The 14,326-nt window shown below is 50.8% G+C and carries 15 protein-coding genes and 1 pseudogene; 8 read left to right on the top strand and 8 right to left on the bottom strand.

The genetic code is table 11. The features are described from left to right. Positions 1 to 145 precede the first annotated feature (145 nt). Positions 146 to 565: pseudogene (gene fliI / locus MWU63_RS11460) on the top strand (flagellum-specific ATP synthase FliI); the annotation flags it as partial. 77 nt (positions 566 to 642) lie between these two features. Here fliI and MWU63_RS11455 read toward each other — a convergent pair. From MWU63_RS11455 to MWU63_RS11430, 6 genes are all read right to left on the bottom strand, one after another. After that, positions 643 to 1,458: a DUF1217 domain-containing protein gene (locus MWU63_RS11455; protein ID WP_247077927.1), complete on the bottom strand. Its 816-nt coding sequence runs from the start codon at positions 1,456 to 1,458 to the stop codon at positions 643 to 645. Further along, entirely contained in the window at positions 1,455 to 1,859 is a 405-nt protein-coding gene (flbT, locus tag MWU63_RS11450; protein WP_213889790.1) for a flagellar biosynthesis repressor FlbT, read from the bottom strand. The genes MWU63_RS11455 and flbT overlap by 4 nt, the downstream gene beginning before the upstream one ends. After that, complete coding sequence (gene flaF, locus MWU63_RS11445) at positions 1,856 to 2,260, bottom strand: flagellar biosynthesis regulator FlaF (protein WP_246531723.1); 405 nt, start codon at positions 2,258 to 2,260, stop codon at positions 1,856 to 1,858. Before flaF ends, flbT begins: the two co-directional genes overlap by 4 nt. Positions 2,261 to 2,318: 58 nt before the next feature. Continuing rightward, entirely contained in the window at positions 2,319 to 3,788 is a 1,470-nt protein-coding gene (locus MWU63_RS11440) for a flagellin (RefSeq protein WP_213889788.1), read from the bottom strand. Between the two features lie 223 nt (positions 3,789 to 4,011). Next, on the bottom strand, positions 4,012 to 4,371 hold the full coding sequence (locus tag MWU63_RS11435) for a hypothetical protein (protein ID WP_213889786.1): 360 nt from the start codon (positions 4,369 to 4,371) through the stop codon (positions 4,012 to 4,014). After that, entirely contained in the window at positions 4,364 to 4,642 is a 279-nt protein-coding gene (locus MWU63_RS11430; RefSeq protein WP_247077929.1) for a rod-binding protein, read from the bottom strand. Before MWU63_RS11430 ends, MWU63_RS11435 begins: the two co-directional genes overlap by 8 nt. 122 nt (positions 4,643 to 4,764) lie before the next feature. On the opposite strand from MWU63_RS11430, the gene MWU63_RS11425 reads away from it, so the two are divergent. The 3 genes from MWU63_RS11425 to MWU63_RS11415 all read left to right on the top strand — a co-directional run bounded on the left by MWU63_RS11425 (position 4,765) and on the right by MWU63_RS11415 (position 7,807). Next, on the top strand, positions 4,765 to 6,183 hold the full coding sequence (locus MWU63_RS11425; RefSeq protein WP_213889784.1) for a flagellar hook-length control protein FliK: 1,419 nt from the start codon (positions 4,765 to 4,767) through the stop codon (positions 6,181 to 6,183). Positions 6,184 to 6,193: 10 nt separating this feature from the next. After that, positions 6,194 to 6,862 carry a flagellar hook capping FlgD N-terminal domain-containing protein gene (locus tag MWU63_RS11420; protein ID WP_213889782.1) on the top strand — a complete coding sequence of 223 codons (669 nt, stop codon included), beginning with the start codon at positions 6,194 to 6,196 and terminating at the stop codon, positions 6,860 to 6,862. Positions 6,863 to 7,000: 138 nt separating this feature from the next. After that, positions 7,001 to 7,807 (top strand): aminoglycoside phosphotransferase family protein, encoded by an 807-nt coding sequence (locus MWU63_RS11415; protein ID WP_213889781.1) that lies wholly within the window; start codon positions 7,001 to 7,003, stop codon positions 7,805 to 7,807. Here MWU63_RS11415 and ubiB read toward each other — a convergent pair. Both ubiB and ubiE read right to left on the bottom strand, forming a co-directional pair. Next, positions 7,793 to 9,322, bottom strand: coding sequence for a 2-polyprenylphenol 6-hydroxylase (gene ubiB / locus MWU63_RS11410; RefSeq protein WP_213889780.1), 1,530 nt, complete (start codon positions 9,320 to 9,322; stop codon positions 7,793 to 7,795). The two genes, MWU63_RS11415 and ubiB, sit on opposite strands and share 15 nt — an antisense overlap. A gap of 3 nt (positions 9,323 to 9,325) precedes the next feature. After that, a complete protein-coding gene (gene ubiE, locus MWU63_RS11405) occupies positions 9,326 to 10,069 on the bottom strand; it encodes a bifunctional demethylmenaquinone methyltransferase/2-methoxy-6-polyprenyl-1,4-benzoquinol methylase UbiE (RefSeq protein WP_213889779.1) in 744 nt (247 codons plus the stop codon). Positions 10,070 to 10,154: 85 nt separating this feature from the next. Between ubiE and mutM the strand changes: the two genes are divergently transcribed. The 4 genes from mutM (at position 10,155) to dnaA (ending at position 14,243) form a co-directional block, all read left to right on the top strand. Beyond that, positions 10,155 to 11,006 carry a bifunctional DNA-formamidopyrimidine glycosylase/DNA-(apurinic or apyrimidinic site) lyase gene (gene mutM / locus MWU63_RS11400; protein ID WP_247077925.1) on the top strand — a complete coding sequence of 284 codons (852 nt, stop codon included), beginning with the start codon at positions 10,155 to 10,157 and terminating at the stop codon, positions 11,004 to 11,006. Positions 11,007 to 11,069: 63 nt separating this feature from the next. Beyond that, a complete protein-coding gene (locus tag MWU63_RS11395) occupies positions 11,070 to 11,846 on the top strand; it encodes an enoyl-CoA hydratase (RefSeq protein WP_213889777.1) in 777 nt (258 codons plus the stop codon). Between the two features lie 97 nt (positions 11,847 to 11,943). Next, positions 11,944 to 12,207, top strand: a complete 264-nt coding sequence (rpsT, locus tag MWU63_RS11390) for a 30S ribosomal protein S20 (protein WP_213889774.1) — start codon at positions 11,944 to 11,946, stop codon at positions 12,205 to 12,207. A gap of 674 nt (positions 12,208 to 12,881) precedes the next feature. Next, entirely contained in the window at positions 12,882 to 14,243 is a 1,362-nt protein-coding gene (dnaA, locus tag MWU63_RS11385) for a chromosomal replication initiator protein DnaA (protein ID WP_213889772.1), read from the top strand. Positions 14,244 to 14,326 lie beyond the last annotated feature (83 nt).

Raw genomic sequence — 14,326 nt, 5'->3', positions numbered from 1 at the left:
GCTCACAACATCCAAACCATCATGCAGATGTACGTCAATCTCGCGCAATATCTTCAGCGCATCCTCATCCGAATACCGTTTCCGAGCCATCCCTTCTTCCTCCTGTGACACTCAAATAGTGGCTCAGTTTTAGGGGGCTAAGACAACAGCAGTGTTCAGTGTATTGGTCCCGGGATCAGATATGGAAGAACCGATTGCCGATATTCTGCGGGGCGTTCTGGATGGGCACGTCGTTCTGGATCGCACAATCGCGGAACGAGGGCGATACCCAGCAATTGATTTACTAAAATCCGTTTCCAGAAGCTTGCCAAACGCAGCCTCAGAAAATGAAACCGCCATAATCACTAAAACACGGCAGTTATTGGGGGCATATGAGCGGGCAGAAATGATGATTCAAGCAGGGTTGTACAGTGCCGGGTCCAACCCGACGATTGATGCTGCGATCGAAGTTTGGCCGGCGCTGGATGCATTCCTTTCCGAAGATGAAACAGACAATAGACAAGCCAGTTTCGAGCGGCTTTCCGGTATTTTAAAGAACGTACAAGTGCCGGATACAGCATCGTAGAAAAGTTTATTCGGAAAGGGCGCAGCCTAGTGCAAACTGCGCGATTCTAAGAGGGAGGGACCACACCAGTTCAACCTTTATCGAAAGGGCCGAATAGCGCTTGCGCTTTCAAGCAGAGCCAACGCGGTCTGTCCGCCAAGAATTGAAATATTCTGCTTCTGAATGTCGGCCCGGATCAGAAAATTTCTTACCAGCTCTTCTTGTTTTTCGGGGTCTGCAAACTGCGCTATATTTTTCGCACCAAATTGCCGTTCCGCTCTGTCACGAAAAACCTCAAGTTGCTTGTCCAAATCCAGCGACCCAAAGCTGGAAGGCAGACCCAGTGCAGTTTCAAACACGTTGCGCAAAGGAGCGTTGCCCATAACTGTAAACCACATTGCATTGTCGGAAATATCGCGTTTGGTCAGGGCGTCTAACTCGCGCTGTGCGCCAAGCGCCAGTCGCATGTTTTCGTCCTGATCACCAACCGCAACTTCAAACTGCCGTTCTTTGTAGGCCTCCGCAATGCGTGCTCCAAAATCGCTTAGTTGCGTGTTCGGAGTCGAAAAATCCCCGAAACCAAATGCTTTGGAAAATTCGAAGTATCTTTTGTCAGCGAGCCTGTTTGACAGGGCGCTACGCTCCAACGTGCCATCTTCTAAAACTTTTCGAATGAAGAATTTGTTGCCGATGTCGTCATCCAGACCGAACGCTCCCAAAGCGACCTTTAAAAGGGTTCGGTCTTGGACGAGCGCCTCGGCGGTTTGAATCCGGCCTATGTTTTTCTCGAAATAGGCGGTTTCTCTTTTAATCTGCTGCGTGTTGTCATGCGCTGTTTGCTGTGTTTCAAGCGTGCGATTTAAAAACAACCATCCGGGATACCCGGACAGCGGGAGGACAGGTTGAAAATTCATGACTGCCTCGCAGCCATAAGCCGTTCTTCACGCGGCAACAATGACCGCAGCGCCTTGAGCGCCTTATAAAACTGGTCATGAATAACGGACTGACTTGCAGCATCCAGATGTCTTTTGCTATCCGCGTCTCTTAAAATCTGGCTGAGCTGTTCGATGCCACGCAAAAGTTGCATGCGCGCCTCCTCTTTCTTTGCGTCACCGGAAAGAACAAGTTGCGCTATGTAACATACGCGGCGTACCGGGGTGTTCACGTCTTCCGGGTGAATGGCATCACGCAGCCGCAGGATATTCGCGTTTGGTGTCACGATAGACAGGCGCGACCTGCGGTCACCATTTTCAATCACGGCACCGTTGATCAGGACCCGTTCCTTTGGTCCTAGCTTCAGAACAAGGCCGCTCATGCTAAATCCGTCCGTGTGCGAAGGCCGCGCATAATCGCGGTATTAATATCGACCAGTGCCTCAACACTGGCTTCGTTTTTCAGGACTTTGCGGCTGTGCTCCGCTGTGAATTCAGCAAGGTAAAACAATTGCGCCCGCAACTGCTGTGGTAATGCGTTTCCATCACCCGCAACATCTGTAGCAAGAAGCGTCCAAAGCTGGCGGTTTTCATGAATTGCGCGTACCAAATCCAAAAATTCAGCGCCAGTTTTCCCGTCTGCCTGGGTTAGTTTCTGTGTGACCCGCGCAAAGGTTTGGTACTCGGTGCTTCTGGGTGTGCGAACCGGTGTTGCAGAAGCGGAATAGGCCGTTTTGGCCATGGTGTAGGCGTTCACGTCATATCCTTTCAATGACTGAGGCATTCAAATCGCGATTTTCAGCGCGAATGACGGGGCGCCAGAAAGGCGCCCCGCGAAAGGGTTATCTGAACAGTGACAAGAGCGATTGTGGTGCCTGGTTTGCTATAGAAAGCGCCTGAACGCCAAGCTGTTGCTGCACCTGTAGCGCCTGTAGCCTTGCAGAGGTTTCCTCCATATTTGCGTCAACCAATGAACCGATCCCTGCCTTCAATGAATCAGTAAGTTTGGAAACAAAGCTGTTTTGCGTCTCAATCCTGCTTTGTGACGACCCAAAAGAAGCAGCCGCGTCGATTGAGCTTTCGATCAGAACTTCGATATTGGCAAGAGCAGCATCTGCACCCTGATTAGTTGTTACATCAATACCATCCAGGCCAAACAAGCCACCGGACGCGTCACCACCAGCAGCACCAGCCGAGGCCAACGCAACATCCGCCCCGGAGTTGTCTACTTTCAGAATAGCCTCGCCAGAGGAACCAATTGCAACCCTGGTCGTAATCCCGGCAAGACCGCCAGCATCAATTGCTGTTTTCAGGCCGTTTGCAACATCTTCAAAGTTTTCACCCTTACCCGCAACATAGGTAAACTCATCTGTGCCAACAGTTACTTTGTAACCATCGCCTTCATTAACATTCGCAGAGGTGGAGAAGGTAACATTTTCAGCGCGTTCCCCAATTGTAGCGGCGGAAACTGTTATACCAGTACCACCCGATGTGGCGGCTACGCCAACGTCCTCAAAGGCTCTGGCAGAAGAAATCGTCACGGTGTCGGTAACTGATGATGCGCTGATACCTTCAAGGCCAAGTGCGTTGATAGCCGCAGAAATTGCTGTTGCGGCTGCGTCCTGGTCGCCCGTGAGGCCAGTCACGGAAACCGAAGTTCCGGCGATTGTAATGTCGAAGGTGTCACCACTGACATCTGCGGCGGCAGCGATTGTCAAATCCGAGGTATTACCGGTTGCGGAAATGGTTGCGGAACTTGACGTCGCGTTTGGCGTTAGGCTGGTTCCAGTTCCGTAAGACCCTGCACCGCTTGATAGATCCTGGCGGTTTACTGTAATGTTGCTCGCGTTCACGGACCCATCACTGCTCCGGTCAAGCGATGACAAAATATTCACATCTTCGGTACCCTGCAGCAAGTTCATACCGTTGAATTGTGCTGCCCCGACAATCGAGGTGATCTGGTCACGCAGCGCGGAAATATCGGTCTGGATTTTTGACCGGTCGACATTTTCAGCCTGCGAGGCAACAACCTTCCCTTTAATATCGGTTAAAAGATCGGTGACAGTTTCTGTTGCCTGCCTTGCGAGAGATACTGCAGACTCTCCCAATGAAAGACTGTCAGAAATTGCCTTAAAGCCCGCAACGTCCGATTCCATCACTTTGGAGATCGCGAAGATGGCAGAATTGTCCTTAGATGTAGCAACAGATTTCCCCGTCGAAATTTCACTTTGTGTTTTCCCAAGATCAGTGTTGATTGTTTTCAGCGTTTGCAGCGCAACCATTGCGCTGGTATTTGTCAGTAGACTAGACATGGTCATTTCCTTAATTAAATCAGTGCTTTTGCACCAAATTACGTGCCCCGCTGTTCTGTGGCGGGATCTGATGTCTTTCTGACGTTTGCGCAACATCGGGCTTGCCCGACGCCATGCAGCCCCTTCTGGAATGCAAAACCAATCTTGGGCAAAAAAGCTAAGAGATACCTAAGCTGAGGACGCCGTGCACAAAGCAATTAAGTCAAATCTTAAAGGCCAGCGCTCAGGCCTTTTTTTCTAAAGACGTAGCGGCGGGTCCACCTAGATTTTGACTTTGGCCCGATTGATCATAGGTCGTAAGGAGCGGCCTCTGACCGCGGCGCAGAAACTCGAGCCTTTGCGTGACATTCCGGATTCCACGAATCGCTGCTTCCAGCAATTCTCTGTTGCGGTCCGCCTTTGCCCGTAGCTGACTTAGCTGCCCCGCGTCCTCCGCCGACATACCAAGCCGCGATAGCAATGCTTCTTTTTGACTGGCCAGACGCGAAACGTTAACAACGTCCCCAAGAAGAATTTTCTTTCTTTCTTCGTCCAGAAGTTTTTCCAAAGAAAGCAGCTCTCGGTTCTGAATCACTTCAACCATCCTGACGATCCTTCAAGGCCTCAAACAGGCTCTGTGCAAGCCCAATACCGCCACGATCAACCAAAGCCTCAGCCTGCGATTGCCGCAAAAAAGAGCTGAACTGCTCTTCCCCGATACCGCCCCCAAAACTCTCTCGAGATTTACCAAGCCCTGCGGCCTTGAGCATTTCCGCAAGAAAGTTCGCTTCTAACTGTTCCGCAGCATGGCGCAGCTTTTGGTCTTTACTACTCAACTCCGCAGTTGATGCATTGTTTGGCTGAAAGGCTGCTATTTCATTCACGTCGTTTCCTTTCAATTGAAAACACTTTTCGTGACTTTGGCGGGTTTGGGTAAAGAACCAGTAACCAGAATCAAACAGAAAGGTATCTAGCGCGGAAGAACTCCAAGGCGGTCATGCAGATTCAACAACAAACTGACGCACAACTACGGTTGCAAACAGATGGCGCGGTACGCGACGATCCAATCGTGAGGGCAGATCAAACTGATCACACGGGGCCGGATTTTGATCAGATGATGGTGTCACTGCGCCACGAGCCTGATGCTCCAGGGTTCGGGGGGGAATTTGGATTGCCGTATTCCGCAATTGGTAACCCGCAAAACCCCCGCTCAGATTTTCTCGATACGGGGGGAGAGGTTTTTGAGGCCCTTCTATTTGAGGATGCAATCGCAAAAACTGATGCACAGAGCGAGTTGAATACCGAAAAAGTAGTCTTAGACTCTTTGCCAGCTATCAATGATATCAAAGATATCTCCTCGAGTTCACAATCACCCAGCATCGCACGCACGACAAAGCCAGAGAACTTACCTGCAGCAAAAAACAGTACTTTAGGCACCATAAATTCTGATCTCGACACGCTTCTTAAACACGCGTCTTCGCCTGAGGTCCAGCTGCGCGTGCCATCATCTCAACAGGCGGCAACAACGTTTGTTCAGCTTGAGAATGTAGAAAACTCTCAATCGGCTCTGGCTGTTTCTTCTAATGATAATCAGTCTTTAATAAGGCCAGATCAACTAGAAACCGATACTTCTAGAACAAAGGCTTCTCGCGTCAGGGAAGCACACAACCCAACAGCGGGCGGAGAAATGGCAGAAGAAATTTACGGAAAGCGTCCACCCATTATTGGATTTGCTTCTGCGGCCCGTCGGTCTGAAATTGATGCCTTCAACCCTCCCGCCCTGTCTTTGATACAGGCTGAGGAGGTTAGCAACATTCAGCGTCAGAACCTCGTTACGACGTTAAATTCTTTGCAATCAGCCGACGCAACAATCACTTCCGAAATAACGGGAGGTGACTCAACGCTTTTCAATATCTCGCTGGAAGAGACGACATCAAACGCGCATAATGTGAATGTTGAAGCCAAATTGACGGTCGATCCGAACAGTATGGTTTCTCGACCGGAACCAGGACCGACGCGCACTGAAATTGGCCGGAATATTGCACAGCAATTGGCGAATGTTGCGAAGATTCAGCAAGATCAACCCGTTGAACTAAACTTGTCGCCTGAAGAGCTTGGTCTGGTTCAGCTTACAGTTATGACTTCCGAGTCAGGCGTAATGGTAACGCTCAATGCTGAACGCTCAGAAACGCTGGAGCTTATGCGGAGGCATATCGAATTTCTGACTCAAGAATTCGGCGATATCGGCTTCTCTGACGTCACCTTTAACTTTGGTCAAAGTCATCAGAATTCGGAAGATGTTCCCGAGCAGGAAGCGTCATCTACCGGCTCAGCGCAAACTGATACGGCCACAGCAAGCAGAAACCACTTGAAGCTAACATTAGATCGGGCGGAAGAGCTCGATTTACGGCTTTGAAAGGACGCAAATGGAAATCCCTCAATCTGCAAACCCTGCGGTTACTTCAGCGGCCAATCCGCAAACACCGCCCGCTACGGTGATCAATTCTGATTTTGAAACTTTTCTAAAAATGTTGACGACCCAACTGCAAAACCAGGATCCGCAAAACCCTATTCAGTCTGCGGATTTTGCCGTCCAGCTCGCGACTTTTTCTGGTGTTGAACAACAAGTGCGCACGAATGAGCTTTTGCAAAACCTTGGCTCCCAGTCTGGCGTACTTGGAATCGCACAGCTTGCAGATTGGATCGGGATGGAAGCGCGTGCCGCTGCGCCCGCTTCTTTTGACGGAAGCCCGGTCGAAATTGCATTTACCCCTGATGCTCTGGCAGATCAGGCATTTCTTGTTGTCAAAGCTGCAGATCAGTCAGAGATCCAACGAATCGAAATTCCTGCTGACCAGAGCACCGTCGAATGGGCGGGGGTCCGCGACGATGGTTCACCATTTCCGTTCGGAATCTACAACTTTGAAGTTGAGCATTTTTCTGGCGGCGAACTGCTGCAAACACAACAGGCCGAAACCTTTTCGTCAGTATCCGAAGCACGGATCGAAAACGGTGAAACCGTTCTGATCCTCGAAAGCGGCGCGAGCGTTCCTGCAAGCACGGTTACCGCGCTGCGGCAACACCCACCAAGCTGAGGGGTTGAAGCGTAACTTCTGCAGGCTTAACAGGGCGCGTGCTCTTATAATTCTAAAGGTAGTGCTCTGTCTGATCCAGCATCCCTTCAGCCGCTTCTGCCTGACCTGCTCCGGTCGCAACTGGAAGGCCGTTTCCTTGTGCCTGTCGGGGCGGACTGGACTCCATTGTCTGGTGGTCGGACAAATGCGATTTGGAAAGTCGAAGCTCCCGAGAAACCGCTGGTTGTAAAACTGTTCAGCGGCTGTAACAAAAACCCGCTTTTCCCGAATGACGGTGTGTCCGAAGCAAACGTACTGCGTGCGCTGAATGGTATGGGAATCGCGCCATCCCTTGTCGGAACGATGGAAACAGCGCTCGGTTTCTGCATCGTCTATGAACATGTTGTGGGCCACAGCTGGCGGAAAGATGGCACGCAGGTTGCAAGGCTGCTTTCGCAAATACATCGCCTGCCAGAGCGACCTGATCTTAGAACAACCCCGTCAGGTTCTGACGCAATTCAGGCAATAACAGAGACTATCTTGGCAGGTTGTTCCAGTTCGGAAGCGGCTAAGATTTTGGCCATGAAACCTTTGCGCGACGTCGCACCTCTTTCTGAACTGTGCCTTATCCACGGTGATGTCGTGCCGAATAATGTGCTCGTGTCACCCGAAGGGTTGCGCCTTATAGACTGGCAGTGCCCCTCAATTGGTGACCCTTGTGAAGACATCGCCGTATTCCTGTCACCCGCAATGCAGAGCCTCTATGGCGGCATCGCGCTGTCATCGGGTGAACAATACGACTTTTTGGAAGCCTACGAGAACCCAAAGGTTTCGGAACGCTACACCCAGCTTGCACCCTGGTTTCACTGGCGTATGGCTGCCTATTGCCTGTGGAAAGCAAAAAGAGGTGCTGCCGACTATGCTGATGCAATGTTGCTGGAACTGGCGGCGTTAGAGCAAAGTTGAAAGCCAAAAGCCCGCACCCGCGAAAAGGGCACCAAGAAACACATATCCTACAGGGCGCCAATGCGACGGTTGCGGCGGGGCGACCGTGTCTTGGGACTGACGGATCAAGGCGGTCTCTGCCATCTCCGGAAGCCGGGGCCCGAAGCGGGCGACAACACGCAAGGTGCGCACCAAATCACGTGCGAAAGCGCGTGGGCCGATGCTTTCCTTGATGTAATCTTCAACAACCGGACGCGCGACCTGCCAGATGTTGATATGCGGATTCAAAGACCTTGCAACACCTTCAACCACCACCATCGTGCGTTGCAGAAGAATAAGTTCGGTTCTGGTTTCCATGCCAAACCGCTCTGTCACTTCAAACAGATAACTCAGCAAATTACCCATAGAAATGCCGCTGGCGTCTATCCCGAAAATAGGCTCTCCAACAGCACGAAGTGCGCGCGCAAATTCGTCGACATCGCGGTCGGCGGGTACATACCCGGCTTCAAAGTGAACTTCAGCGACCCGTTTGTAATCTCTTTTAATGAAGCCAAACAGAATTTCTGCATAGACGCGACGAGTGTATTCGTCGATCCGCCCCATGATACCAAAGTCATATGCGATCAGATCGCCATTTGCTGCTACTTTTAGGTTCCCCTGGTGCATATCCGCGTGGAAAAACCCATCTCGCAGCGCATGTGAAAGGAAGAGTTGAAGCACCCGGTCGCCCAGAACTGTCCTATCGTGTCCGGCAGCATCAAGTGCTGCATTGTCCCCCAGCGGCACCCCTTCAGCCCAACCCAGCGTCATCATGCGACGCCCCGAATAGTTCCAGCGAACGTCGGGTACCTGAAACGCAGCGTCCCCTACAGTGTTTGCTGCAAATTCAGAGGCAGAGGCGCTTTCCAGCCTTAAATCCAGCTCACCCAGAACAACCCCCTCAAAATGTTCGATGACATCGTTTGGGCGCAAGCGTCGCGAAGAGGGTGACAGAAATTCGATAACTGAAGCGGCAAAGTAAAAGGCATCTATATCCTTTTGAAATGCGCGCTCGATATTTGGGCGAAGCACTTTAACCGCTACTTCTTCACCTGTATCCGCAAGCCTTGCCTTGTGAACTTGTGCGATAGAGGCTGCGGCAACCGGTTCGCTGAATTCTGAGAACATAGAATCCACTGGGCGGCCAAGCTGTTCTTCGACGCAGGCTTTGGCAAGCTCAACAGTGAACGGCGGCAGCTTGTCCTGAAGAACTGTCAACTGCTGGGCCATGTCGTCGCCCACAACGTCCGGGCGCGTTGAAAGCACCTGACCAAATTTAATGTATGCTGGTCCCAGCGCGGTCAGCGCACGGGTCGCAGGCGGCATGTTCGGATCACCCTTCAGCCCCAGCCATTTAAATGGCCAGCCAAGAACACGCGCGGCAATTCTTAACGATCTTGGCGCTTCCAATGCATCAAGAATGATCCGCATCGCGCCCGTGCGCTCAAAAGTGGCACCTGTGCGAACGAGCCGCCAAATATTGTGAGGTCCGCGCATCTGTTAAATTTTCCAACCTGAGTGGAGTGCCGCAACGCCCATTGTCAGGTTTCGATAGCTTACGTTTTCAAACCCCGCGTCCCGTATCATGCCAGCAAAGGTTTCCTGATCCGGGAATTTGCGGATCGATTCGACAAGATACTGATAGCTGTCGGCGTCGTTCGCGATCATTTTGCCCAATTTGGGAATCACGTTGAAAGAATAAAGATCATAGGCCTTTTGCATTGCTGCGTTTGGCAATTGGCTGAACTCCAGCACCATCAAACGCCCGCCGGGGCGCAAGACACGATAAGCCTCTGATAGCGCATCAGGGATTCGGGTCACATTACGGATACCGAAGCTTATGGTATAGACATCAAATGTGTTTGCCTCGAACGGCAAGGCCATTGCATCGCCCACAACCCAGTTCAGGCTTTCGGCCTGTTTTGTCGCTTCAGCGCGTTTAGAACCCTCGATGAGCATAGATTCTGTCATATCGAGCACGGTTGCGTGCGCCTGCCCAGCCCGTTTCAGGAAACGAAAAGAGATGTCACCGGTACCACCCGCCACGTCTAACAATTTCTGCCCGGCACGTGGTGCCAGCCAATCCATCATCGCATCTTTCCAGACACGGTGGATCCCCATGGACATGGCATCGTTCATCACATCGTATTTCGACGCCACATTGGTGAAAACGCCATGAACCATACCGGCCTTGTCGTCTTCGTTTACGATTTGAAAGCCGAAATGTGTGGTTTTCTCGCTCATGGGTCTTGCTGTCCTTCGATGCCGCCCCTCTTATAAGGCGCTGAGGGCGCGATACAATGCGCCCTCTGACAAAGGAAGGGTTGTCGTGCCTGAATTACCAGAGGTCGAGACGGTTCGTCGCGGGTTGTTACCCGTGATGGAAGGCAAACGAATTGTTTTAGCAAAGGTTAATCGCCCCGATCTGCGGTGGCCCTTTCCGGAAAATATGGCCGTTAGGCTTACTGGAGCAACGGTAAAGGCGTTGCGCCGTCGATCGAAGTACATTTTAGCGGAGCTTTCGACAGGTGAAACGCTGATCATTCACCTTGGTATGTCCGGTCGAATGTTAATTTCTGGCGGACAAGTCGGAGAGTTTCATCATGCGTACCCCGCACCCGAAAAACACGATCACGTCGTGATGGATATGGAGGGCGGTACGCGGATTATTTTTAATGATGCACGTCGTTTTGGCGCGATGGATCTTGCACCGTCTATGGATGTTGAGTCTCACAAACTGCTCTCTGCGCTTGGGCCAGAACCGCTTGGCAATGAGTTTAACGAAGAATATCTGGTTGGTCGGCTAAAGGGTAAAAATAGCCCCATCAAATCTGCGCTGTTAGACCAGCGAATCGTTGCAGGTCTTGGAAACATTTATGTCTGCGAAGTGCTGCACCGGATTGGAATGTCGCCTGGCCGAAAAGCTAAAGATTTACCTAAAAAGCGAATTTCTGCACTGGTTCCCGCTATTCGCGACGTTCTGTCAGAGGCGATAGAGGCAGGTGGGTCTTCGCTTAAGGATTATCGTCAAACAGACGGGGAACTTGGTTATTTTCAACACAGTTTCCGTGTTTACGGGCGCGAAGGTGAACCTTGCGTCAACCCAGGGTGTAAAGGAAAGATTAAGCGAATCGTACAGTCCGGTCGCTCGTCTTTCTATTGTCCGCAATGCCAAAGATAGCTTGATCCGTGCTGTCAGAATGCTAATGAATCGCGCTGAACCGAAGTAACAAATGGCAAACACATGGCCTATGAAACACTGATCGTCGAAGTGGAAAACCACGTCGCGCTTATCAGATTGAACCGTCCAGACGCACTGAATGCACTGAACACTCAGTTGTTAGGCGAACTGGCAGACGCACTGAAATCAACAGAAGAGAATGACAAGGTACGCTGCGTTGTGATCACCGGGTCTGAAAAGGCTTTTGCTGCCGGGGCAGACATTAAAGAGATGGCAGAAAAGACTTTTGTAGAAGTCTTCATGAGTAACCTTTTCGGCCGCGAGACTGAGCAATTCCTGAAATGCCGCAAACCCATCATCGCAGCCGTGTCAGGTTACGCACTTGGCGGCGGATGTGAGCTGGCGATGATGTGTGATTTTATCATTGCTTCGGACACTGCAAAATTTGGTCAGCCTGAAATCAACCTTGGGGTTGTAGCAGGCATCGGCGGTTCGCAGCGGCTAACCCGGTTCGTCGGAAAATCCAAAGCCATGGATATGAACCTGACCGGTCGTTTCATGGACGCCAAGGAGGCGGAGCGCTCGGGACTGGTCAGCCGTGTTGTACCAGCGAAAAAACTGCTCGAAGAGGCGCTGTCAGCTGCGCAAAAAATTGCTGAAAAATCCATGCTGACGACCGCTGTGGTGAAAGAAGCCGTCAATCGCAGCTATGAAACGACACTTAGCGAAGGTTTGTTGTTCGAGCGGCGATTGTTCCATTCGCTATTCGCCTCTGAAGACCAAAAAGAGGGCATGGCAGCCTTTCTGGAGAAACGCGAACCACAATTTCGAGACAAATAATAAGTAATTCTTTGTAAACACCGTTGACTTCAAGCTGAGTCGGTCATAGAAGCCCGACTTCAGATTTCACGAACCCAAAAAGATGGGACGTCCGACTATGGCCAACTCGCCTCAAGCTAAAAAACGCGCGCGTCAAAACGAAACGCGGTTTCAAGTTAACAAAGCGCGTCGTTCGCGCATTCGTACTTTTCTGCGTAAAGTAGAAGAGTCGATTTCCTCTGGGAACAAAGACGAAGCTGCAACAGCACTTCGCGAAGCTCAGCCAGAACTGATGCGCGGTGTGACCAAAGGTATACTGCACAAAAACACTGTTGCTCGCAAAATGTCGCGACTCGCAGCGCGTGTAAAAGCAATCAGTTAATCTACCACTGGTTTTGAAATTTTGAACAGGCGTGGCTTTTTTGCCGCGCCTGTTTTGTTTGCAACTGCGGCATCCTCCCAGTTTCTCAACAAAAAAAAATTTAACCGTGAGATTCGTTTCGACAAAGATTGAGTCAAGTTCGAAGTTCTGTTGCGCGGCCTGCTAAGGCCTTGCTAGCTTAGCCATGCGATTCACGTCTACTTTGGGGGGACATGTAGGGACACGAGTTTTGTTCGCGCATTTTTGGGGGCATCTGCCTAATGAAACCCAAAATGCATAAACCGAAAAATTCCTCGTGTTTTTAAATCATCAGGACAGACCTTGCTATGCGTAAGTTCGTTGTTCTGATGTAGCGGTGCGGCGGCTCAAAAATTCGGGCTGGTCCTAAGATCCGTGGAACATGTCTTAAGAGCCCGCGTTTGCGGAAGCAGTAAAGAGAACCTGGAACTGAAAGTTCCGTTGCTTTGTTTGCTATCCAAAAACGTAAACTCAACACGCCGTTTGGTGTGTTCTTGGAGTGTGCCTTTTCGGCACATCACCGCCAGTGTGTTCACTCTGGCAGCGTTAGGAAAGTGTTGTCGCAATAAATGCCGGGCCCAGTGAAAGAACTGGTTGTTCCGGGAAGGTAGTTTGGCTGCCTTTAAATTGAAAAATTGCTAAGTGGGTAACACTAGATGACAGACGAAACTTGGGGACATGTTAGGGCGGAACTTCAAAAAACAGTTGGGAAAAACAACTACGTTAACTGGATTGAACCGTTAGAATTCTCTAGCTTGCGCAATGGGGTTGCAACCTTTTTTGTACCGACAAATTTTATGGGAAATTGGGTTTCCCGCAATTTTGGCGAGCAAATTATTCACTTGCTTGGAAAAAATGGGGAAGCTGTTAGTCGCGTGGAATTCACGGTTCCTGCAATCTCTTCCTCAAGAAAAGCGTCACCCAGCCAAGTTCCAACTCCAGCGAATTCTGCGGAAGGAACGAAAGAAGATAGCGAACTTCCGGGCGCACCGCTTGATAATAGATTCACTTTCGATAGTTTCGTCGTAGGTAAACCAAACGAGTTGGCACATGCCGCAGCCAAACGCGTTGCAGAGGGTGGGCCTGTAACCTTTAATCCGCTGTTCCTTTATGGTGGTGTCGGCTTGGGTAAAACGCACCTGATGCACGCGATTGCCCACGAATTGCAAAGCAGAAGCCCGCAACAAAATGTGGTCTATCTGTCCGCAGAACAGTTTATGTATCGTTTCGTGCAAGCCTTGCGTGAACGCAAGATGATGGACTTCAAAGAGCTGTTCCGCTCGGTCGATATTCTTATGGTTGATGATGTCCAGTTTATCGCTGGCAAAGACAGCACTCAGGAAGAGTTCTTTCACACCTTTAACGCTCTCGTAGACCAGAACAAACAAATCATCATATCGGCAGACCGTGCGCCTGGCGAAATCAAGGGTCTTGAGGATCGCATTAAATCACGACTGCAATGTGGTTTGGTCGTGGATTTACATCCAACGGATTACGAACTTCGCCTTGGCATCCTTCAGCAGAAAGTTGTGCACTATCGCAAGCAATACAGCGATCTGGTTCTGGCAAATGGCGTGCTGGAATTTCTCGCCCATCGCATCTCTACAAATGTTCGCGTGCTCGAAGGGGCGTTGATGCGCTTGTTCGCTTTTGCCTCGCTTGTTGGCAAAGAGATCACGCTTGATCTGGCGCAGGATTGCCTGGCCGATATACTTCGCGCTTCGGACAGGAAAATCACAATTGACGAAATTCAGCGGAAAGTCAGCGAGCACTATAATATTCGCCTGTCCGAAATAATCGGCCCACGGCGATTGCGCACTATTGCAAGACCCCGTCAGATCGCAATGTATCTGGCAAAACAGCTGACATCGCGCAGTTTACCTGAAATCGGCCGCCGCTTTGGAGGCCGTGACCACACAACGGTCATGCACGGTGTAAAGCGAGTGGAAGAGCTAAAAATGCTCGATAATCAAATCGCAGAGGATCTTGAGCTGCTGAGACGCAGTTTAGAGGCCTGATTGCTGCGGGTCAGGCCTTGACGCCCCCCTCAAAGCAACAGACATTCCAAAAAAGACTTGAGCGGGGAGGTGAATGCGCTACG

It is taken from the genome of Pseudohalocynthiibacter sp. F2068, from assembly GCF_023015645.1.
GTDB classification, from domain to species: domain Bacteria; phylum Pseudomonadota; class Alphaproteobacteria; order Rhodobacterales; family Rhodobacteraceae; genus Pseudohalocynthiibacter; species Pseudohalocynthiibacter aestuariivivens.
This window is presented reverse-complemented; position numbering and strand designations above follow the sequence as displayed.

Bases quoted from the DNA above. Each gene is read 5' to 3' on its own strand.
- MWU63_RS11455 (WP_247077927.1), bottom strand. From the start codon at position 1,458: ATGAATTTTCAACCTGTCCTCCCGCTGTCCGGGTATCCCGGATGGTTG.
- ubiB (WP_213889780.1), bottom strand. From the start codon at position 9,322: ATGCGCGGACCTCACAATATTTGGCGGCTCGTTCGCACAGGTGCCACT.
- ubiE (WP_213889779.1), bottom strand. From the start codon at position 10,069: ATGAGCGAGAAAACCACACATTTCGGCTTTCAAATCGTAAACGAAGAC.
- rpsT (WP_213889774.1), top strand. From the start codon at position 11,944: ATGGCCAACTCGCCTCAAGCTAAAAAACGCGCGCGTCAAAACGAAACG.
- MWU63_RS11395 (WP_213889777.1), top strand. From the start codon at position 11,070: ATGGCCTATGAAACACTGATCGTCGAAGTGGAAAACCACGTCGCGCTT.
- dnaA (WP_213889772.1), top strand. From the start codon at position 12,882: ATGACAGACGAAACTTGGGGACATGTTAGGGCGGAACTTCAAAAAACA.
- MWU63_RS11425 (WP_213889784.1), top strand. From the start codon at position 4,765: ATGCAGATTCAACAACAAACTGACGCACAACTACGGTTGCAAACAGAT.
- MWU63_RS11420 (WP_213889782.1), top strand. From the start codon at position 6,194: ATGGAAATCCCTCAATCTGCAAACCCTGCGGTTACTTCAGCGGCCAAT.
- MWU63_RS11435 (WP_213889786.1), bottom strand. From the start codon at position 4,371: ATGGTTGAAGTGATTCAGAACCGAGAGCTGCTTTCTTTGGAAAAACTT.
- flaF (WP_246531723.1), bottom strand. From the start codon at position 2,260: ATGCCTCAGTCATTGAAAGGATATGACGTGAACGCCTACACCATGGCC.
- flbT (WP_213889790.1), bottom strand. From the start codon at position 1,859: ATGAGCGGCCTTGTTCTGAAGCTAGGACCAAAGGAACGGGTCCTGATC.
- MWU63_RS11440 (WP_213889788.1), bottom strand. From the start codon at position 3,788: ATGTCTAGTCTACTGACAAATACCAGCGCAATGGTTGCGCTGCAAACG.